Raw genomic sequence first — 22,781 nt, forward strand, 5'->3', positions numbered from 1 at the left:
GAAGTCCCCGAGTGTGACTGCGTCCCGACGGGGCTCTGCACCGAGAGGGCAGACGGCGACTTGGAGAACGACGTCAGCTCCGAGATGGCATCCGACTCCTCTTCGGACTCGGTCGCTTCGTCTGATTCCTCCGTCAGGGTCGGGAGAGACGTGAAGGACGGGGAGGGGTTGGCCTTGGTTGATCCGGTGGGGGAGGTCTTGGGGAACGTGGTCAGTTCCGGGACGAAGTCCGATTCCTCGTCGGACAGCTCCTCGTCGTCGGACTCGGCTTCTTCGTGCGTTTCCTCCACGAGGGCCGGGCGGGACGGGGAGGCGATGGCCTGAGTCGACCCGGCGGGCGAGGCCTTCGGGAACGACATCAACTCGGAGACGACATCCGACTCCTCCTCCGACAGCACCTCGTCGTCGGACTCGGCATCCTCGTCGAACGTCGCCCCTTCGTCGGCCGGTTGCGCGACCTGCGGGTCGACAGCCGGTGCGTCCGAGGAGTGCGACACGCCGAGCGTGTCGAAGTGGTGGATGCGGTCGTTGCCCGCGTCCGTCACGGTGAAGCCGGCGTCCAGCCGCTCCTCCGACGAGGGAGTGGGCTGCTCCAGCCAGATGTCGAAGAGGGCACCAAGGGGGCCGTGCAGCGTGCGCTGCGCGACGGCTCCGTCCGTGGCCCGCAGGAGGTCGGTGCGTACGCGGAGCCCGGACAGCCCGCCGATCCCGTCCCCCCGCAGCGGGACCTCCAGCGCGCGCACCTCGGCGTTGGCGTTGAGGTGCCACGCCAGCACCGCCCCGTCGGGCCCGTCGGCCGCGGGCATCCGCACCGTGAGGCCGCCGTCGGCACCGGCGGCGGTCCCCACGCCGGGCACGTCCGCCAGCGGTGTGCCGTCGGGATCGGCCAGGCGGGCCCCGCCGTCCACGCCGGCCGGTGAGGAGAACCACAGCAGCCGGTCCGTGCCCGGCAACCGCACTGTACGGAACTGGAACTGCCCGGCCGCCGAGACGTGCAGCGTGCCGGCCGGGAGCCCCGCGAGCGTGAAACCGCCGTCCGCGCGCGGCGTCACGACGACGCCGGGCAGCGGAGCGCCCTCACGGTCCACCAGGACTGGGCGCAGCGAATCCCTCAACTGGATGCCGGCACCGGCGAGTTCGGCCACCTGGTCGACGCCGGAGAGCCGGATCCCCTCGACGGTCGCGTCCTCGGAGATCTCGGGGATCGCGTCCAGCATCGGGCGGAACGCACCACGCGGCCTGCTCGTGGCGGCCGGTGCGGCGACGACCGGCACGTTCGCGGGCTGCTGCGCGGTGAGTTCGAGGCTCCCGGCGGTCTCCGGCTGCTGCGCGGTGAGCCCAAGGTCCACCGCCGTCTCCGGCTGTCCGACCCGCTCCTCGGTCCCCGTGACGAACGGCCACGCGTCACCGCTGCGCCCGGCGATGACCTCCCGGCCCGTCTCCGGATCGATGTGGACGTCCTTGTAGCCGGAACGGGTCCAGTTCCAGCGCCGCGTACCGGAGAGCCGCTCGACGCCGTCCGCGTCGAAGCGGGTCCAGGTCCAGGTGCCGTCGGCTCCTCGCTGGGCACGGACCACACCGCCGTCGGCCGTCGGACGGTAGGTCCGTACGTCGAGGAGATTCATCCGCGGCAGGCGACTGGCGCGCGTGTCGTGGAACGTCCGCGTCCCGGCGTTCTGGGTGCGCCTGCCGTGCGCGACCCGGTTCCCGGCCGGATCGAACTCGGTCCAGCGAAGCTTTCCGGCGTCGTCCCGGTCGACGTGCAGGACGTGACCACCGGCCAGCGGCTCCTGTTCGAAGAGGACGACATCCGGCTGATCGGGGCTGGTCAGGCGCAGCGCGCCGGTGGGAGACGTACCGACCGTCGCGAAGCCGTGCGGCCCGGTCACCCGGGTACCGGTCGCGCCGACGCGGGACGCCGTGTTGGTCGTGTGGTCGATCCACCAGTGCTCGCCGGTCGGGACGCCGGCCCGCCGGCGAATCGCGACGGTCGTCTCCTGAAGGGCGCCGTGTGCCTGGTAGACCCGGTGCTCCAGCGGCCGGCGGTCCGACGCGTCGCGCCGCACGGCGATCCGCCCGGACCCGAGCGGTACGGCACGCACGGTGTCGTCGCGCCGGCCCGCGGCATCGAGGAAGCCGGGCTCGGTGGTCCCGGGCAGCCCCACCTCGAAGTGCAGAGATCCGGTCCCGTCGGAGAGCCGCACCGTGCGCCCGTTGTGGACACCCTCCGCCGTGAAGTACCACGTCGTCCCGTTCCCGTCGGCGATGCCGAAGGCGGCCTCCACGCCCTCGGGAATCTCCGTGGTCAGGGTGAAACGGTCGGCGACCTGGGCAGCGTCGGTGAAACCGACGGTGCCGCCGGTGAACGTGACCTTGATTCCCTCCAGTTCGGCGGGAATGTCGTGGGCGACACTGCCGAGGAACACCTCGTGGTAGGTCTGCTCCCCGTTGTCGCCGAAGCCCCAGCGCAGTCCCGTGGGGAGGTGGGTGACCTGGTGGACGCCCCCGCCGAGCGCCTCGCGTGGAGTGGGGACGACGGCGTACGCACCGATCGTCATCGTACGTGCGGACGGCCCCGGATCTGCTTCGGTGACCATCGGAAGCCGCTCCGCCAAGGGCAGCTGACGGTACTTGTTCAGGGCGCGCTGAGCCTCCAGCTTCAGGCGCTTGCGGCCCCGTGCCATCGCGTCCACGACGTTCGGCTGGATCAGGTTCCGGGACCAGCCCGCACGCTCCAGCGCCTGGACGATCCCGGGTGCGACCTCTTCGATCCGCCCCACCGGGCGCACGTCGAAGTCGTCCTGCGGGAAGTGCTTCCCGAAGTCCTCCTCGATCCGGTCCATGAGTTCCTGGACGCCCGACAGATCGGGACCGTCACCCGGCCGGACCCCGTCGACCGCGGCCAGCGCCTCGGCGAGGACCGCCTCGAACACCTCACGCCGGTCCACCGGGTCGAACGCAGGCAGGGGGTGGTCCCGCACGACGGGACCGGAGTCGATGACGCCCTCGATGATCTCCAGGTAGCGCCGGGGCACACCCGTGCCCGGGGCCGTGGCGATGCTGGCCATGATGCCGGTGTCGGTGGACTTCGCGGGGGTGTCGCGGAAGACCGACTCCGGGGCGAAGGAGGTGTCCGGCAGGCCGGCGAAGTGCGCGAGCTCGTGCAGGCCCAGCAGGTCGTTGCGGAGCTGCCGCGCCCGCAGTTCCGCCGGTTCGAGCGCCGGGTCCTCGGACCGCAGGCGGAAGTTGAGCTGGTCCGACCGCCCGGGGACGTCCGCCATGCTCAGTTCGACGGCCTCCCGGTTGTCGGTGACGGGAGCCAGCCGCAGACCGACGTGCAACTGGTCGCCCGATCGCGGCAGTAGCAGGCCGGTGTTGAAGTAGCGGTCCAGCGCAGCGCGCCAGCGGCGCTCGAACTCCGGCAGCCGCTGCGCCGTGAAGCCCTCGCCGAAGCGCACCGGCAGGTGCAGGGTCACATCGCGCACCCAGCGGCTGTCGTCGGCCTGGATCCGCCGGACGACCGCGCGGATCCTGGTCTTGTTCCCGGGCAGCCAGCCGCCCGCGAGCGGCGCTCCGCGCAACGGATCGAACCGCTCGGTCTCCAGCCGCGCGTCCGGCGCCTCGGCCCGCCGGTGCTGCCACTGCTCCGGCAGCACCGGATCCGCCACCGGCCGCACCAACTCCTGCGGCGCCCGCGTGGCCCCGCCCGGCACGGCCACCCCGACGGTGGGCGCCTGCGCGGGCAGGTGCGGCTCGTCCCCGCCGGTCTCCAGCTGTTCGGACGCCGGCTCCTCTTCGACCGGGACGAGCGCGGGCGGCTCGGTCCGCTCCAGCCACTCGGCCAGGTCCGCGTCGGACGGGAGCATGAAGTACAGGCCGTCCGGGACGGTGACCCGGAGCTGTCCGTGGCGGCCGGTCAGGACGAGGCCGAGCGTGGCCTTGTAGTAGAGGTACGCCTGCTTCGCCCGCTCCCGGTTGGTCTCGTCGACGTCCTCGGCCTCGCCCGAGGTCTCCTGGCTGCGGTCCCACCCGTAGCTGTACGGGGCGCGGTTGATGAACCGGGGGCCCCGCTCAGGGTCCCGACCGCTCTCCAGGCCGGCCCCGGCGAACCATCCGGAGGACTGCTTGACAGGGTCCTTCTCCGACTCGTGGACCTGGGAGTAGTGACGGGCCTTGAAGGTGGCGGGGTCGGCCGGGCCGACACGCGTGACGCCCAGCACGTCGATGCCGACGGTGACGTCGCGCCGGCCGACCGGCACCACGTACTGGTGCTTCAACAGCTTCTCGAAGCTGGCCCGCAGCATGTTCTCGCCGGTGTGGTGGGCGTACGACACGCCTGCCGCGATCTGCGGCCCGGGGATGTTCCAGGTCTCCGGGGCGACTGCCTCCAGGTTCTCGCGCTGCACCCGCGAGGGGGCCGCGGCCAGTGCCGCCCACTTGTGCACCGCCGCGTGCGCGGGCAGCGCCCACGGGTGACCGTCCTGCGCCAGCCGCTCCAGCAAGGGCGCGGGCGTCGCACTAGCGGAGGGCTGCGGCCGGCCGTCGGCAGGCTCCCACACCGGGTCGGTGCCGTAGGCGCGGGCCGGAGCGGGCGGCGGCTCGCCGGGGGTGACCAGGTGACGCGGGACCAGGAGGCGGACATCGCCGCGTACGGTGCCGGAATCGGTGTTCTCTGCCTCGGGGAAGCTCTTGACGAACGTCTCGTGGGCCTGCCACCACGCAGAAGCGTCCTGGTGGTGCCCGGTCCAGCCGGCCACCGTCAGCGCGGTGCGGCGTACCGCGCCGAGCGGAGCGCGGAGCACGTCGGGCAGCTCGTGGGCGAGACCCATCCGGACCTGGAACGTCAGCTCGTGGCCGAACTCGACGGAGCCCTCGCGGGTCTGCGCCCGGTAGATCTCCATCTCCTTCTCGGACTTCTCGTGGCCGACCTCGGTCGCCCTGTGGTAGCCGGCCTCGATCTCCGGGCCAACATGGGTCTCCTCGCCGAACAGGGCGCGCCCCACCAGGGCGGCCTGCCATCCGAAGGACGTCGCCCGGGACTCGCCGGTCGCCCGCACCGTCTGGTTGCGCAGCGTCAGCCGTACGTCGGGCCGGTCGAGCTGCTCCTGCGGCCGTCCCGCCTGCGCGGTGACCCCCACCCACAGGTAGCGGGTGCCGAAGACGGAGGGCACGGCGAGCCACCGCGACACGCCGCCGCCCGTCAGGACCGCGTACTGGCTGAGCAGTGCCTCGGAGGAGAAGGACCTCTCCAGTTCGCGCATCAGCAGGTTCGGCCGGTATCCGTCCCCGCGGTCCTTCAGCAGGCCCTGCTCGCCGAGCCACCCCTTCATCAGCTCCAGCACACCGTCGGCGTGCAGCACTTCGGCGTGGCTCACCCCTGGCAGCAGCGCGTGATCCACGTAGCCCGTCGGTTCGTGCGGCGTCACCACCGCGTCCGGCGGCGGGGCCAGGCCCAGATCCGGGATCCGCCGCTCGGGTACGAGCAACTCCAGTCCGTCCACGACCCGGACGACCTGTGTCCTGCTGGTCATGCTGCGGCCGGCGCCGGTCAGACGGTCGAGCACGCCGGCGCTCTTCCACCGGAAGACGGTGAGTTCGTACACCGGGTCCGCGCGGTAGGTGTGGGTGGTGCCGCCGTACGTGGCACGGGTGATGCCCACCGGGCCCGCGCTCGTGGTCTCCTCGTTGCTGCGGCCCCACTCCCAGCCCGCCTTGCCCTGGGTGGTGACCTTGGCGTGCCCGAACCTCACCTTTTCGTCACCGGCCTCGAACCGCAGACCGGCACCGGCGGTCACGCCGACCGAGCGCTCCTTCGCGCGACCGCTCTCGTACTGCGCCTGCCCCTGCGAGTACTGCTCGATCTCCACCTCCTCGCCCTTCGCGGCGTGGGCGGTGAGGTGCCTCGGCTCGGTGACCACCATCCGGACGCGCAGCATGTGGTGCCTGCCGCCGTCGGTGGTGGGCAGGTCGACCAGCACGCCGCTCGGTCCGACCAGGTCCGCGAAGCGGGCCGCCAGGTCCGTGGACGAGAAGGTCCGGTGCAGCTCGGCGGGCCAGTTCCCCCAGTCCTCCAGCCAGCTCTCGGGCAGCCCGTCGGCCTCCTGGAACAACCGTGCCGCGGTGAGCGGCAGGTCGCGGGGGGTGAGGAAGGCCGGGAAGACGCCGGCGACGCCGCCGTGGCGGAAGTCGGTCGCCGTCTCCGGCAACGCGGCCAGCGGGCTCACCTGGCCGGCCGCGCGAGCGTCTTCGACGCTGAGCGGCCGCGCGGGGACGTGCTGGTGCGGCACGACGATCCGGGCCACCACGTCGTCGGCCCGGTCGATCCACCACCGCTGCGGCGAGTGGCCAAAGGTGCGCACCGACAGCTCGTAGACCAGGTTGTAGACATGCTCGTCGACGGAGCCGACCGTCTCCGTGCGCCGGTACGATTTGGCGGCGCCCGCGAACTGGCTGGTGCCGCTGCGTCCGCCGCCGGCCGAGAAGCCGACGTTGCCCAGTTGCAGGCGCAGGATCTTCTTGAGTTGCACGCTCAGCCGAGCACCGAGCCGGAAGTCGACGCCCCAGGAGGTCGCCCGGTTGCCGGTCGCCGAGGCGCTCTCCAGCGCCCGCGCGTTGACGATCATCGGGTAGGCGTCCACGTCGGTCCGGCCGCCGACCCGCTCCAGCAGGCGCGCGCCGACCGACACGGTGTACGTCCGCCCGTTCAGGGTGATCCCGTGCGTCACACCCGCCAGCAGCCGCGGCAGGTCGCCCTCGAGAGCCGGGCGGTTGAACCACGCGATCAGGTCGTCCTCGGCCGTCGACCAGTCGGGCGTCCGGCCGCCCGACACCTGCCGGTGCAGCGTGGCCAGCACGGTGCGGATCTGGGGGAGTACGAGCTCGGCGCCGGGCAGGGCGATGCCCATGCCGAAGCCCTGACCGAGCCGGGACGCCAGCGCGAGCGGCTCGCGCGGATGCGGTTCCGACAGCGGGGCGTCCAGCCTCACCGGCCTCTGGTAGGCGGATTCCGGCAGCCCCACCCCATGGTCCGCGGCCAGCGTCAGCAACCGCGCCACGTTCGGCTGTGCGTCGACGGGGCCCTCCAGGGAGGGTGCCGCCTGCCGCAGCGGCGACGCGTCCTCGCCCAGCAGCCGCTTCTCGAAGTCGGCCGCCTCCCGGCCGGGGACGCCGATCTCCGCGTCGACGACGTGCTCCACGGGAGCGATGCGGTGGGTGTCCGACAGCACCTCCACCGTGACCCGCAGCCCCGCCCGGTACCGGGCCTGCTCGCTGGTGGCGTTCAGCACGGTGTGGCTCATCGCCACCTCGGCCAGGCCGTGCCCGGCGTTGCGGCCGCGGTCGTACGACAACGCGGCGGAGGGCATGAACCGGACCGTGCCGCTCGTTCCGCCCCCGCTGGCCACCCCGAGCGACAGCCGCGCCTTGTCCATCCGCGAACGGGCGGCGGTGATGCCGACCCCGGAGTCCTCGCGCACGGCGATTTCCGGGGTGTCACCCACGTACTGCAGGTCGTGGATCGTCGCCTTGACGGCGACGCGCCCGCGGAACCGCCCTCGGCCCGCGCGGACGTCCACACGGTTGGTCAGTACGCCGTTGCCGAGCAGGTGCCTGCTCCGGTTCCGGGCCGCCTTCTCGTTGAGCCGGGACAGCACCGTCTCCGCGATCTGCCGCACCGCCTCAGCGGGCAGTCCCGCGGAACGCAGGCGCTGCTGCAGCTGGGCCGCCACCGGCACCAGGTCGACGGCGTTGATCACCTCGCGGGCGTGGTGCGGGCGCGCCACCCCGGTGCCCTGCGGGTCGGGTCCGTCCACGGCCTCGGGGCGAGGCCCGCCCGGCCGGGCGAAGTCAGCGGGCAGGTCCACCGTCACCTGGGCCGGTACGACCAGCTGCTCGTCCCCGGAGAGGTAGGGGCGCGGCTCGCCGTCCACGAAGACACGCAGGTGCGCTCCGCCCGCCAGGAACCGGAGCATGTCCCGCACGAAGACCTTGCGGCCCGCCACCACACTGCGTTCGAGTTCCGTGGCCTGCTGGCGGCCCCACTGGCCGCCGACCAGCGGGATCACCGGCAGCAGTGAGCCGGCGCCCTGGGCGAGTGACAGGGCCGTGAGCGGGACGACGTCGGCGCCGTGCGGCCGTTCGGTCGCGGTCTTGGTGGTGGACGACAGCCCGGCGAAGGACACCTTGTACTCGCGCACCGCCGCGTCCGCCTGGGGGTCAGCCGGAGCCGGCGCCAGCGCCTTCAGCACCGGCCGCACCCACACCACGTGGTCGCCGGCCGTCACCATCAGGCCCCGCTGCAGCGCCCGGTCCCAGACGGCGGCGGGCACAGCGGCGTGCTCGTCCTCGCCGTGGACCCGCGTCGCCGACGATGATTCGGGCGCGCCCACCAGCAGCCCGCGGACCGCGTCGTAGATGCCCTCGATCAGCTCGGTCGCGTCCCCCGGCCGCGTCACCTCGAACGCGACTCGCTCCGCCCACTGTCGTGCCACGTCCTCGTCGAACGTCTTGGCGTCGTGGACGGTCACCTCGCCCAGCGCGCCTCGCTCCACGTACCACGGCACCTCGACGGCCGGGCTCTCCTCCTCCGCGTCCGTCCGGCCGGCCTGCCGCTCCACCGACGAGGACGCGACCACCTGCGCGGGGGAGCGGGCCTCGTCGGGAGTGGCGGCCTGCTCGGGTACGCGGGTGCCGTCGGAGGTGGACGCCTCCTCGGGCGCGCGGACCGCCTCGGCGGTCGGCGCCTGCTCCGGCGTACCGACCGCCTCGGCTTCCTCGGGTGCGCGTACCGGGACTTCTTCCGTCGTGCGGGCTCGCTTCGGCTCGCGGACTTCGTCCGACGCGGCGGCCTCGTCTATGCGAGCCCGCTTCGGCGCGCGGGTCTCGACCGGCGCGGAGGCCTCCTCCAACACCGTCGTGTCGCTTGCGGCACGCACGTTCTCGGACGCCCGCGCCTCGTCGAGCGCCGCATGGACACCCTCCGCGGCGGGCGCCTCTGCGACGGCGGGAGGCTGCTCCGAGTCGCGTACGCCCTCGGCCGTGCGCGACTCCTCAAGGACCGTCATGTCCCCGGCGGCAGACCCCTCGTCCGGCGCGCGCGTGTCCTCGGGAGCCGTCCCGTCCCCGGCAGGCTGTGCCGCCTCCCGCTGGGGTGAGGTCGCGAGGAGGTCGGCCAGCGTGGGGCTCGGGTGGCTGATGCTGATGACCGCGCGGCGGAGGGCGGCCGGGCCGTCGGCGGGGCTCGTGCCGAGCGGGTACTCGCGGCCGCGTGACGTGACGACGACGGGGAAGTCGGCGGCGTGCAGCGCGGGAGGCGCTCCTGCCTCCCGCAGGTGACTGCGCAGACTCTCTGCGAAGGCCTGGGCCACTGCCTCCGCGCGCTCGCTGCCTCGCTCGATGGCCCGGCCGTAGTGGGGCCGTCCGAGCGCGGTGCCGTTGCCGTGACCGGTGATGGACACGACGGGCAGCCGCTGTCCCAGCTCGAAGGCAGCCGCACCCTCTTGGGCCGTGCTCGCCGCGAGTGTGTCGACGGCCCGCCGGGCGTCCGAGGAAAGCCGGCTCGATCCTCCGTCGAAGAGGACGTGCCGGGTGACCGGCTTCGGTGCCGGCACCTGCCGTGCCGCGCGGTCGAAGTAGTACTCCACCCCGGTACGCGGATCGGTCACCTGGAATCCACCGGGCACCCGCGTGGCCGCCTCGCCGCGCAGCACGTCGGCGTGCAACAGCCCCCCGGCGCTCTCCGGCACGAGCCGGACCTCGCGCAGACCGCCCTCCGGTGCCAAGCGGAACTGCACGCGCTGTCCGCTGAGCGGGGTGCCCCGGTACGCGACCAGCGGCCGTTCCGTCGATACGAGCACCCGGTCGGCGTCGTAACGCCACGTCATCGTGCCGTCCGCCAGGCCCGCGACGTGCACCATGAGCCCGCCGTCCACTGTCGGCTCGACCCGGACGTCGGTGCCGGCCTCGGTCCCGCCGGACACCACGGACAACAGCTGCCCCGACTCGGCGTCGACCCGGATGACGTGGTCGGTGCCGGGCAGCGCGATGTCCTCGTGCTCGGCGACGGGATCCAGCCGCGAGAGGGCACCGTGCGTGGTGGTCTGCCCGAGGGCCGCCACGGCCGGTACCGCCTGACGTGTGGCGGTCCCGGTGGTCTCGGGCCCGGAGGCTTGCGCGACCGGTGCGGACGCGACGGGGCGGTCTGGCAGGTCCGAGCGGCTGGAGACGGGATCGAGGGCGCCCGTCTCCCGCGTCGAGGCCGACCGGATCCGGTCGAGCAATTCGAGGACACGTGCCAGCTGCGGACCCTGCTGCCGCGCGCCCAGCGCCTCGGTGATCCGGCCGTGTACGGCGGTGGCGAAGCCGCGGTACTCCTCGTTCTTGGCCGGGATGGTGGTGAAGTCGCCGATCTTGAACTCGTAGTCGTTGACTATCTCCTTGCGCTTGTCGCTCAGTTCGGTGAGAGCCAGGCGGACCTCGCGCGGCGGGTCCTCCTTCAACGCGGCACTGAGGAGCCCCTTGTTGAGGGCGTCGAAGCCGGAGCGGATCGCGAACCGCTCCTCCATGAGCTCACGGTGGAACTGGCCCAGTTGCCGGTCGGCGGTCCTGCGCTGGCCCCGCAGGGTGGGCTGTGCCCCGGTGAGGCGGTACGCCACCGGCCGGTCCGACGGGTTGCCTTCGGCGAGGGTCTGATACTCGTCGTGGATCGTCTGCGCGATACGCACCTGGGTGGCCGAGGGGCTGACGTAGTCGCGGACGAACTCGTCGATGGCCCGCCGCTTGTCGGCACGGTCCGCGGCACCCGCCTTGAGGTGCTCGGGGGCGTGCTGGTCGAAGAACGCCTCCACCTGCTTCCTCGACAGATGCCTGTCCCCGCGTTCGCGCAGGCTCGGGTTGTTGTAGTGGGCCGCGACGACTTCTCGGAGCGTCCTCGCCATCTCCTTGTACCTGGCGGGAGCGAGGAAGTTGTTGCCCTCGACGAAGACGGGGTAGTCGGACATGCCCTCGCTCGGGACGCCGAGCCTGGCGCGGAGTTCGCCGAGGGGCCGGACATCGCCCCAGGAATCCGGACGGCCCTGAGGCTCTCCGTCGGTGTACGTGCGCAGCGAGTTGGGCAGCGCGGTCTGCCGGAGCAGTTCGAGGGAGCGGGGGTTCCTGATGCCGAACTGGTTGGACGCGTACGGCTTGTCGACGTTGAGGTCGTCCGGGACCTCGCCGTCCTGGTACGCGGAGGACGCGGCCTGGTGCTCGGTGACCGCGCCACGCGAGATCTCGTTGGCGGTGCGCAGCGGCACGAGGAAGGACCGGATCATCGGCTCGGTCGCCGCGGGGTCGGTCCTGTACTTGTCGATCCACTTGATCTGGCGCAGGGGCTGGCCGATGCTCACCCAGAACACGTTGTCGGTGTCCTTGAGGGCGCCGGTGTGGATCTGGACGATGCCGTTCCCGTCCAGACCGACGTCCTTGAACGGCGGTTTGTCGACGCCCAGTGAGTCGCCGAACACAGCCGTGTAGATGGGCACATACGGTTCGCCCTCGACCACGACGACTTCGGGGATGTCGCGGTGGACGACACCGGCCCCCCTGGTGCCCGTGACACGGCTCGCGCTCACGTACTCCGTGCCGGGGACGGCCATGGCGGGCCGGTCGGTGTCGAAGGCGTTCAGAGCCCGGTGCGCCGCGTTGACCGACTCGTCGGCGTACTGCGTCTCCGGCAGGGTGTCGATGAATCGCCGGGTCTCCCGGACCCAGTCCGCCCGGTGCTGCGGAGCGACACCGTCCAGGAACGTGCCGATGCTCTGCCGCAGTCGCTCGGGATCAGGGTGGGGCCTGACCACCATGCTCTTCAGTTCGTCGCGGAATTGCCCGAACCGCTGGTGCTCCGCGGGGTCCACCGGGGTCTGGCGGGCACTCGGCGCCGTCGTCCTCGCGGCGGTCGACCCCGTCAGCGGGTGGTCGCGGACGACCGGGCCGGAGTCCGCGGCGTTCTCGATGGCTGCCAGGTACTCCGCCGGAACGCCCGGGGAGGGTGCCTCGATGACGTCGGCCATGATGCCGCTGCCGCTGGACTTCCCGGCGCTGTTGCGGAAGACCGAGTCCGCCGCGTAGTAGGTGTCCGGCAGACCGGTGAAGTGACCGAACTCGTGCAGGCCCAGCAGGTCGTTGAGCTGCTGCTGCCGCACCAGTTCGTCGGGGCCGAGCCCGGGAGCCTCGCTGTGCATCCGCAGGTGCAGCTGGTCGGAGCGGCCGGGCTCGGGGGACATACTGAGCTCGATCGCCTCGGGGTGGTCCGGGACATGGCTCAGGTCGAGGTCGATGTGGAGCTGGTCGCCGGAGCGGGGAAGCCGCAGGCCGGTGTTGAAGTGGCCGTCCAGCGCCTGCCGCCAGCGGGCCTCGAACTCCCTGAGCATGTCTTGGTCGAAGCCGTCGCCGAACCGCACCGGCAGATGCAGGCTCAGGTTCCGCACCCAGCGGCCGTCCTCGGCCTGGATCCGGCGCACCCAGGCCCGGATGAGGGTGCTGCTGCCGGGCAGTGTGCCGTCGCCGGCCGGCCGGCCCCGCTCGGGGTCGAAGCGCTCGGTCCGCAGCTCGCTGCCGACCGCGTCGGCCCGGCGGTGCCGCCACTGCTCGGGCCGCACCGGATCCGCCGCCGGAAACACCGGCTGCTGCGACGGGTGACCGACCCCGCTCCGTTCGGCCGATGCCCCGGACGGCGCCTGCGAGGTCCGTAGGCCCCCTGTGCCCAGGAGACTCTCCGCCGTACCACCCTCGCGCCGGCCCTTGGCCAGCCTCTCGGCCAGCTTCAAGCCTTCGTAGTCCCCCCGGCCGGGACCGCCGTGCAGGTGGATCTCCTGCGCCACCCGCATGGTGTGCCAGTACTGCTCGGGATCGCGTTTGAGCAGCGTCGGACTGATCAGGCGGTGCCCAGCCACGGAGTTCAGGGGTTCGTCGACCACCAGATCGAACGGGTTGGACCTCCGGGTGACGAAGACGGCGTTGTTCCAGAGGTCGTGAGACTTCCGGAGCGTCATCTCCGCCAGCTGCTGGGCGAACCGCCGCAGTTCCTCCGGCACCTCCACCGGCCCCGACACCGGCGTCTCGGCGGCCATGGCGGTCCTGCCCCGCTCCAGGATCTGTTCGACCTCCTGGACGGTCACCGGCCTCGTCACCTCGGTGTTGACGGAGGTCGGGTCGAACCTGGGGTTGGCGGCCCACTTGCCCCTGATGTGCTTGTGCTGCGCGTCCTTGATGTGCTGCGCCTGCTTGATGAACTGCGGGCGGATACCACCGGGGAACGCGATCTCGTGCTCTTCGGTGTGCGGGTTCCCGGCCTTCGTGCCTTCCACATCGGCACCGAAGTCCTCGGGCAGATCGTCGAACCGGTGGTCCTTCAGCGTCTCGTTGACGTCGATGCCGCCCGGCGCGTGGATCTCGTACCTGAACTTCGCGGGGTGGGTGTAGTCGCTGTCCTTCGACGTGCTGACGAACATCGAAGGGCCCCACGCGACGACGTACTTCACCATGTCGGCGTTCTCGGTGCTCTTGGACGCGAAGCCGTGCTTGAAGACGACCTTGGGCGGCCGCAGGTCGTACCGCCACAAAGGTTCGTAGGAGTCGCGCCAGACGACGCCCTCCGGACGCAGATCCGTGAGGTCCAGCGTGCGGTCGACGGCCGCGGCGAGCCGGTCCGGCACGATCAGCGACTGGCCGCGAGGCGCTCCGTCCTCGCCGAATTCCCAGCGGAGCCGCGTCTCCTCCTGCCCCGGCACCGGGAGGGTCACCGCCATGCCGCCGTCACCGGTGCGCCGGATGTCCGCTCCCGGCACCGGAGAACCGTTCCTGTCGATCAGCCGCGGCGCGTCGACCACACCGGACGGGGTGTCGAACCGCGCGACATGGCCTATCCCCGGTAGCGGCAAGTCCCGGTACCTGAACCCGCCGTCCGCCGCGAAATGCAGTTCCTCCCCGGTGCCGGTGCCGGTGCCGGTGCCGGTCACGATGAAGCTTCCGTCCGCGCCGGCCTGCACCGAGCGGTAGGGGAGCCGCAGACCGTCGGGGCCCACGAGCTCCAGCCGATCCGGGGTCGCGGAGGCCGCGTCACCCGGGACCCGCGTGATCCGCGCCCCCTGCTCCGACAATGCCCCGCCACCGAGCAGAGGCAACTCCGCCGGCCCCTCGGACGTGCGCGCCTGACCGCCGAGGGTGGCCGCACCCGACGCGTCCGCGGTCGAGCTTTCGCCGGACGACGGGGCCTCGACAGGGGCGCCGAGGACGTCAACCCGCTGTTCCGTGGGCGTTCCGGCCTCGTCGAGCCGGGTGGGGCCGTCTCCCGGGAGCGTCAGATCCACCGTCGGGCGGGCGGAAGCACCACCCCGCAACATCTCCCGTACACCATCGATGCCGCGCTCTGCGGCCAGGCCCTGGGCGACCTCGACCGCCTGCGCGACGCGGTCCGGCGCTCCCTCGTTCTCGTGCAGGGTCTGCGCCACGCGCATGATGGACCAGAACTGCTGGGGATCACGCTGCCGCATGCCCTCGCCGGGGCGGCCGAAGGCGGGCGGGAAGGGGTTGTGCTGCGCGGTGACGCGCGAGGCCTCCGTCCACAGCTGACGGGCCGTCGGCTCGTCCAGCTTGCCGAACCGCTGCTCGGCGAAGTGGCGCAGCGATGCGTCGGGCGCGACGTCGCGGACGTCCTGGTCCGTCGTTCCGTCCTGGACGTCCTGGACGTCCTGGACGTCCTGCACGTCCAGTTCGTCGGGGGCGTTCTGCCGCAGCTCGGTCGTCGAGGGGGCCTCGGCCTGCGCCGTGGGACGCACCCCGTCGGCCTGCCGCCGGTCCGGGGAATCACCGGTCTCCGGACCGGGCCGCGTCGCGGACGGCGTCGCCGAGGTGTCCTGGGCGGGCTCGGGGGTGGAGTCCTGGTGCTCGATCTCCGCGAGGGTCCGCTCGAGGTCCGCGATCTGCGGGACACGCGAGGGCATGGTGGCCCGGTCGACGCGCGGACCGGATGCCGGCGCAGCGGGCAACTCCGTTTCGGCCGCGGGACGGGAACGTTGGAGCTGGTTCACGTCGGATCCGGGGCGAGGCGCGGAGGGCTCGGTACGCTGCGGCTGCGCCTGCCGGGACATCTCCGGCTGCCGCTGGACGGTCGGCGCATCGCCCGGACGCGCCAAGGGACTCACCGGTGCACTGGGCAGACCCTCGATCTCGGAGGCGATCCGGTCGGCCGCCTCGTAGGGCAGCGGCACGCGCGGCTCGTCCCCGACGGGGCGCTGCTCGGACGGGACCGTGACATCGGGCCTGGCACCGGCGCCCGGCAGGTCCGACAGCGGATCGGGCCGGCCGGCGGTGGTCGACGTCTCCGGCCGGGTGGCCGGTGCGGTTGGCAGGGCGTCCGGCTGGGAGGTGTCGGCGCTCGGCTGGGTTTCCGGCCTGTTGGTGGGCACGTCGGGCAGGGCGCCCGGGCCGTCGGTGGGAGCGTTCGGCAGGGTGTCGGGCCTGGTGTTGGGGGCGCTGGGCAGGTCGTCGAGTTCGTCCAGGGTGAACGAGGCCTGCTCGTCCGGCTCCTGGCGTAGGAACTGCTGCTCCTGTTGCGTGGCGGTCGACGTCTCCGGCCGGGTGGCCGGTGCGGTTGGCAGGGCGTCCGGCTGGGAGGTGTCGGCGCTCGGCTGGGTTTCCGGCCTGTTGGTGGGCACGTCGGGCAGGGCGCCCGGGCCGTCGGTGGGAGCGTTCGGCAGGGTGTCGGGCCTGGTGTTGGGGGCGCTGGGCAGGTCGTCGAGTTCGTCCAGGGTGAACGAGGCCTGCTCGTCCGGCTCCTGGCGTAGGAACTGCTGCTCCTGTTGCGTGGCGGTCGACGTCTCCGGCCGGGTGGCCGGTGCGGTTGGCAGGGCGTCCGGCTGGGAGGTGTCGGCGCTCGGCTGGGTTTCCGGCCTGTTGGTGGGCACGTCGGGCAGGGCGCCCGGGCCGTCGGTGGGAGCGTTCGGCAGGGTGTCGGGCCTGGTGTTGGGGGCGCTGGGCAGGTCGTCGAGTTCGTCCAGGGTGAACGAGGCCTGCTCGTCGGACTCCTGGCGCAGGAACTGCTGCTCCTCCTGCGTGCGCGCGAGGTCCTGCTCGGCCTGCCTGGAGACGCCTTCCTGGACCAGTCGGTCCAGCCGGCTCCCGGAGCCCGAGTCGGAACCCGTACCGCCGGACTCCGTTCCCCCGCCCCGGCCGGACCCGGCACCGGGACGGTCCGAGCCCGACGCCGGCCGTTCGATCTCCTGCTGGAGTTCGTGGCGCAGCGCGGCGGTGTTCTCGTCGGGGGTCCGCACCGTGGCCAGGCGCTGCCGCGCCTGCTCCAGTCGCTGCTGCGTCTGCTGTACGAACTCCTCCGGCGCGCCGGTCCGGCGCTGCTGGGTGAGCTGGTCGCGCAGCTGGGTGACTTCCTGCTGGTGGCTGCGGACCTGCTCCAGCCGCTGCTGCTCGCTGACTTGGCGCTGCTGCTCCCGGTCGGCGAGGTGGTCCTTCAGCTGCTGTTCGGCGGTCCGTGCCTCCTGCGGGCTGTCGGCCGCTTCCATCCGCCGTATCAGTTCGGCCTCGCGCGGGTCCTGGTGCGACCCGTCGCCGCGCAGTTCCTCGAACCGCCGCATGAGGTCCGCGTTGGCCGCCGCGGCAGCCGACCCCTGGCCGCCGCCAGAGGCCTGCTGACGCAGCCGTTCCTCCAAGTGCCGCGTCTGCTCTTCGATCTGGCGGTCGGTGTGCTGCTTGAGCTCCTGCTGTGCCTGGCGCGCCTCCTCCGGCGTCCGGGCGTTCTCGACCTGCCGCAGCAGGTCCGCCCGGTGGGCGTCCGCCTCCGGCGCGCCGCCCGGGTTCAGCACCGTGCGCAGCTCGGCCATCCGCCGCTCCACCGGCGTCCAGCCGTTGAACTTCGCCTGCGCGTCGAGCGCCTGCCTGCGCTCCTGCGGCGTCGCCGCGGCATCGACGCGCTGCTGCAGCACGCCCTGCTGGTGCACTCCCAGCTCGTGGATGACCTGGGCCCGCTGCTGCGGGCTCGTCGCGGCATCGAGCTGCTGCCGCAGCTCCGCCTCGCGCGAATCCTGCGGCGTACCGGCGTTCAGACTGTCGAGCCGCCGCAGCAGGTCCTCGTCCGCCGCCTGCGTCCGGGCATCCTCCTGCGCGTTCAGGCGCTCGGTGAACGACTGCTGCTGCTCCTCGATCTGACGATCCGTGAACTCCTTGAGCTCCTGCTGCGCCTGGCGCGCCTCCTCCGGCGTCCGCGCGTTCTCCACGTTCTGGACGAGCTGCTCGCGCTGCGGATCGGCGGCGGGCAGCAGCCCTTCGCGCAGCTCGTTCAACTGCCGCTCCTGCTGCGTCAGTTGGTTGTGCGCGACCAGATCGCGCAGCGCCTGCTCGGTCTCCTGAGGCGTGGTCGCGTCCTGCAGCCGCTGCAGCAACTCCTGCCCGCGCGCATCCGGCAGTGCCCGTTCGCGCAGCGCGTCCAGCCGCCGCTCCACCTCTGCCTGGGCCGTGCCCTGGCGCACGTCGTCGAGCTGCCGCTGCATGTCGCGCTGGTTCTGGAAGTCCTGCAGCGTCTGACGGGCCTGGGACCACTCCTCCGGCGACCGGGCCGACTCCTGCTGCGCGATCGTCCGGCGCCGCATGATGCCGGCCTCGGGATCGGACTGCGTCAGGCGGTCCATACGCTGCTGGACCTGCTGGTGCCACTCCAGGTCCTTCTGCAGCGCCTCCCGCGCAGTCGGGTCGCTGACCGTGGTCAGCTCCCGGCGCAACTGCTCCACTCTCGAGTCGAAGGAGCGCGGGCCGTTCTCCGACACCACCTCGACCGGAAGATGACGCTCGACGAAGTCGGTGTACTCCTTGAGCTGGCTGTCTACCAGGACCGGGTTGCCCGTTTGCTGCGCCTGCTCCACGGCGTCCACCTGGGAACGCCATGCGTCCTCGTCGACGCCCAGATCGCGCAGCGGGGAGAGACCGTTCTCGACCTGGCTCTCCACATGGGCGCGGAAGTCCGCGAGCCGCTGGTCGAGAATCTGGTGTTCGACCGTCGTCCGGAAATCCTGCAGACGCCGGCTCGTCTCGGCCCAGTCGCCCGAGCCGGCCGACTCGCGCACCGAGTCGGCCCGCGGCCGCCACTCCGACTCGGGCAGCCCGGCCGACCGCGCGATCCTGCTGAGCTCGGTGACGCGGGTCTGCACCTCCTGTCGCAGGGGAGGCAGGGTGCCGGTCGGAGCGGAGGGAAGGTCCGTGACGAGCGTGCTGGGCGACGGATCCGGCAGCTCCGACGGGTCGAACGGTTTCGGAGCGTCCGGCAGATCGAGGTCTTCCTCGCCGGGACGCTGACCGGTCGAGTTCTCCTCGGGCACGTGTCCCGAGTTCTCTTCGGGCACCTGGCCCGAACGCGCGGGTGTCGTGGGTGTCGATGAGGTTGTGGGTGTCGCGGGTCCCGTGGAGGTCGCGGGAGTCGTGTCGGTCGCGGGTGTCGCGGGAGTGGTACCGGTCGTCGGGGTTGTGGAGGACGTCGGAGTCGTAGAGGACGTGGGGGCCGTTGGGCCGCCCTCCTGGCCCGCGCCCGGATTCACGTCCTTCAGGAGGTCGGGCATGGACGGGATGTCGATCTTGGGCACACTGATGTGCTCCGGCGACACCCCCTCTCCCGCGCCGTGCCCGCCGCGCCGGCCGCCACCTTCGAGGGCCCCGCCGATGGCTTCGGAGAGCGTGCCCAGCCCGAGGTTCTGCCCGGGACTGAAGATGTTGGTCACCGCGGTCGTGGTCAGACCGGTCAGAGCGCCGTGGGTGACGTTGCCGACGAAGGAGTCGGCGAACTTCGGGGCCAGGTGGCGCATGATCTGCCCCAGCCCGCCGCCGAGGGCCCCGCCGATCGCACCCATCTCCAGCGCGCCCTTGGTCTTGCTCAGGTCCCAGTGCGTGCGGTCGCCCTTCAGGAACTGGATGACCTGCACCGCGACATCCATGCCGACCTGCATCACGATGTTCGACAGCACCGCGATGAACAGCTCCCGCAGGATCGCCTGAACCGCGAACCGGCCCGCCGTGACCACGGCCGGAATCGCCGCCGACCCGAACAACGTGGCCGTCAGATACGCGATTTCCGCGGCCATCCACGCCAGATTCAGGATGATCATGTACTTCGCGTACTCGATCTCCAGCGCGATGTTGTCGGCCATCACACCGAGTTGCGCGGCCGACGTCGCCATCACGGGCAACGTCGAACTCAGGGCGGTGACGAACTGCCCGAACTGCTCCGCCGGAGCCCCTGCCATGCTCTCGAACGTCGCGGCCGTCGCCGGATTGAGCTCACCCAGGAGCTGGTTGATCTCCTGCGCCGCCGCGTTCCAGACCGCACCGAGTTCGGCGAGCTTGTCCTCGTTCCCCCTAGGGAACTCGTCCCCGACGGCGATCTTGGCGACGAATCCCAATTCCGGTGGCAGCTGGATGCTCATGAGCTACGAGGCCTCTCCCACCGGAAACAACACGTCAGCCGCGCGTGGTACCGCGGTGCGAACCACCGGACGTGTTGGTGTCCGGGACGGAAGGCGTGTGGGTGTCGGTGGTACCGCGCTCGAAGCTGCGGGCGGTCTTCGTGTTCTGGTCCTCGGTCGCGTTGAAGCCCTTCGCCATGGTCTCCAGTCCGTCAGCCGTGCTGTCCAGCACCTCGACGAGCCCCTTGAGCCCGTCGACCATCTCTTTCCGAGGGGTGACGTACTGCTCCGCGAAAGCCTTTCCCATGGAGTCGTCGCCCCAGCAGTCGCCGAGCTCGTTCAGGCGCGATTCCAGCCGGGTGACGAGCTGCCTCATCTGGTCGGAATAGGCCCGCACATTGGGAGCGTTCTTCGCCAAAGCTTCCGGGTCCACCGCGAAGTAGTTGGAAGACACTGCGACCTCCTTCTCACATCAGCTCAGGGGGAGATAAAACTCGGGGCTCCGGGATTCCTGGATTCCTGGATTCCGGGATTCTGGGATTCCGGAGTTTCGGGGTTTCGTCAGGCGACCGGAGGCCGTGCGATACGGGGGCCGGACCCTCGGCCGGGACGGCCGCCAGCGATGTACTCCTGGACCTCGTCCGCCATGGGCGGCGTCTCCGGCAGCAGTCCGCCGAGATCGGCCTTGCCCTGGAGCAGGTCGGCGGCGGACATCCCTGCGGGAAGGTGACCGGACAGGACCTCGGCGACGTCCGTCATGGCCGTCGCCCGGGCCTTCTGGATGGTCGTGACGAGCATCTGGGAGAGCTCCACGGGAGCCATGCGCTTGTAGGCGCCGGTGGGGAACTCGATCTCGGTGACCTCGCCCTGCGAGTTCACGGTGACCTTCAGAGCCTGCCGGGGAGCCGTCGCGCTGGCCTTGACCTCACGCATCCTGCGCTGCAGTTCGCCGACCTGCGCCCGCTCCCTGCGATACGCGCCCAGCAGCTCTTCTATGTGCTGGTCGTACGGACTCGACATGGTGCTCCTCTCCCACCTGCTGTGACGCCCCCGCCCAGCGGGAAGCGCTTCCGCACCCCGGTCACGCAGAGTTCGTTCGGGACAGCAAACATGCCGCTGTGGGCTCCGTAAGCCTGATTCGGCAGGTCATGACCCGAAGGACACCGACCTCTGCCCCAACGACCCGGTACGGCGGACGCAGCGGAAATTCCCGGCACGTCCGCCACACCGTTCGCGGCGCCGTTCGCGCCTCTGGGCGGTCAGCCGATCTCGTCGGCCCGCTGGGGAGCCGCCCCCCAGGAGTCGGCGCCCTGCCTCAGCAGGTCGGCGATGCCGCGGCCGCTCTTCGCCTCGTCACCTTCCTCCTCCGGGCCGTCCTCGTCCTCCTCGTCCTCATCCTCGTCATCAGGCACGTCCGCGGTGCTGAGCAGCATCCCGGCGTACCCGGTGACCGGCGGCGGCAGCTCCTCGGCGGCCGCGGCCTGGGAGCGGTCGGGCCGCCAGGTGGCCAGGCCCGGGCCGGTGACCGGCTCGGCGGAGGCGTCGACCGAGGAAACGGAGGGCTGCGGGAAGCCGAGCCCGGCGGCGAAGACCGCGCCGTCCTCGTCGCTCCACCCAGGCTCCTCCGCCACGGTGGCAGCGCCGCCCTCGTCCGGGCTCTCCGCCCCGTCCCCGCCGACTCCGGCCTCGGACACCGCGCCGTCCTCGTCGCTCCACCCGTCGTCGTCGCTGAGGACGTACTTGGGCTGGAGCTCTTCCTCCTCCTCGTCCTCCGCACGGCGCCCCCCGAGCGCCCACAGCATCGCGGGGTCGCCGGCCCCCCACGCGCTGGTGTCCTCCGCGGCCTCCGCGCTGGGGACCACGGCGACACGGCCTTCGTCGAGCTCTTCGGCCGCCGAGGAATCCGCGCCGGAGAGAGTCGCCCCGCCGGCCGGGGCCCCCTTCGTCTCGCCCGGCAGGTCCCCGACCTCGGGATCGGCCCAGCCGTTCTCCGTGTTCAGCAGCAGACCCGAAGAGTCGGAGCGCTCGTCACCGCCCCTCGGAGCGGCGCCACCGGGCATCCCGTACGGCGGCATCATGCCGCCTTCCCGCGCGGCTGCTCCCTCGGCCGCAGCCGCCTCGCCGAGAGCGGCCTCCTCGGCGGCAGCCGCCGAGCCCTCGGCAGGCACCGACAGCCCGCCGACGCCCACCCGGGACGCGGTCGGCAAGGCCCCCGGACGCACTGGGGTCACCTCGCCCGCACCGCTTCCCCGGGGCGCCGGCGGGACCGGCTGGACCGACCCCGACTGCGGGACGGGCAGCGGAAACGGAGCGGGAACGGGCACTGCGTCGTCGTCGCGGTGGTCCCGGGCCTCGGGCGGCGCGGGGACATCGGCACCCGTCACACCCGGAAGCGTCACACCGCCCCCGACGCCGGCGCCGGGGGGCACCGCCGCACCGCTGTCCTGATGCACCAGTCCAGGCCCACCTGCGGAAGCCCCTGCGGCCGCCGCGACCTCGCCCTCCCCGGGCACCTCACCATGAGCATCCGACCACGGTTCGACACCGCGCGACACGAGCCCGGAGGCATCGGACCGCTGCTCGTCCTTGGGGGCCCCACCGGCTCCGGGCGCCATAGGCATGAACGGCATCCCGCCAGCGGCACCAGCACCAGCACCGGCACCGGCACCGGCATGGCTTCCCTCCGGGACTGAGCTGGGGGCCGGGGCCTCGCCCAACGACACCCCACCAGCACCGGCACCGACGCCGGGAATCCTGACTGCGCTGGCGGTGCCGTGGTCGAGCGCCTCGGACGGCATACGAGAGACAGGGCCACTCGGCGCGGAACCCGTAGGCAGGGAAACGTGCGGCGCGGATCCCGTAGGCAGCGATCCGTTCGGCACGGAGCCGCTCGGCACGGACCGCTGGGGCACGGATCCGTTCGGCAACGCCCCACTGGGCAACGGCATCACCGAACCCGGGACCTGCCCGATCGCCCCATCAGCACCTGTGCCGGACGTCACCAGCCCAGGCCCACCCGCAACCGCCCCCGTCGGCGGCGAGACTTCACCTGTGGCCGGCGGTTCAGTGGCCTGTCCGGACCACGGTTCGACGTTGCGCGACACGAGCCCGGACGCATCGGACTGTTGCTCGTCCCTCGGCGCTCCGCCGGCTCCGGGCGCCATAGGCATGAACGGCATCCCGCCACCGGCCCCGCTTCCCTCCGGGGTCGCGCTGAAGGTCGGAGCCTCGCCCAACGACACCCCACCGGCACCAGCACCAGTGCTGGGCAGTCTGAGACCGCCTGCGCCACCTTGGTTCAGCAGATCAGACGGCATACGGGATGCAGAGCCGCCGGGCACGGAG

General features: G+C 72.1%; 4 protein-coding genes (1 of these 4 running past the window's edge). All 4 read right to left on the bottom strand.

From position 1 onward, the window contains the following. A protein-coding gene (locus QQM39_RS38855; protein ID WP_302002302.1) for a hypothetical protein crosses the window boundary here: on the bottom strand, window positions 1–19,457 show its beginning. The gene continues 23,902 nt to the left of window position 1, outside the view; 19,457 of the gene's 43,359 nt are visible here — the first part of the coding sequence; the start codon lies at window positions 19,455–19,457; the stop codon falls past the left edge of the window. A gap of 34 nt (window positions 19,458–19,491) precedes the next feature. After that, complete coding sequence (locus tag QQM39_RS38860) at window positions 19,492–19,890, bottom strand: WXG100 family type VII secretion target (protein WP_302002303.1); 399 nt, start codon at window positions 19,888–19,890, stop codon at window positions 19,492–19,494. A gap of 107 nt (window positions 19,891–19,997) precedes the next feature. Further along, window positions 19,998–20,456, bottom strand: a complete 459-nt coding sequence (locus tag QQM39_RS38865) for a YbaB/EbfC family nucleoid-associated protein (protein ID WP_302002304.1) — start codon at window positions 20,454–20,456, stop codon at window positions 19,998–20,000. A gap of 239 nt (window positions 20,457–20,695) precedes the next feature. After that, on the bottom strand, window positions 20,696–21,889 hold the full coding sequence (locus QQM39_RS38870; protein ID WP_302002305.1) for a hypothetical protein: 1,194 nt from the start codon (window positions 21,887–21,889) through the stop codon (window positions 20,696–20,698). Between the last annotated feature and the right edge of the window lie 892 nt (window positions 21,890–22,781).

Origin of the sequence: Streptomyces sp. DT2A-34 (genome assembly GCF_030499515.1) — a bacterium.
Lineage (GTDB): Bacteria > Actinomycetota > Actinomycetes > Streptomycetales > Streptomycetaceae > Streptomyces.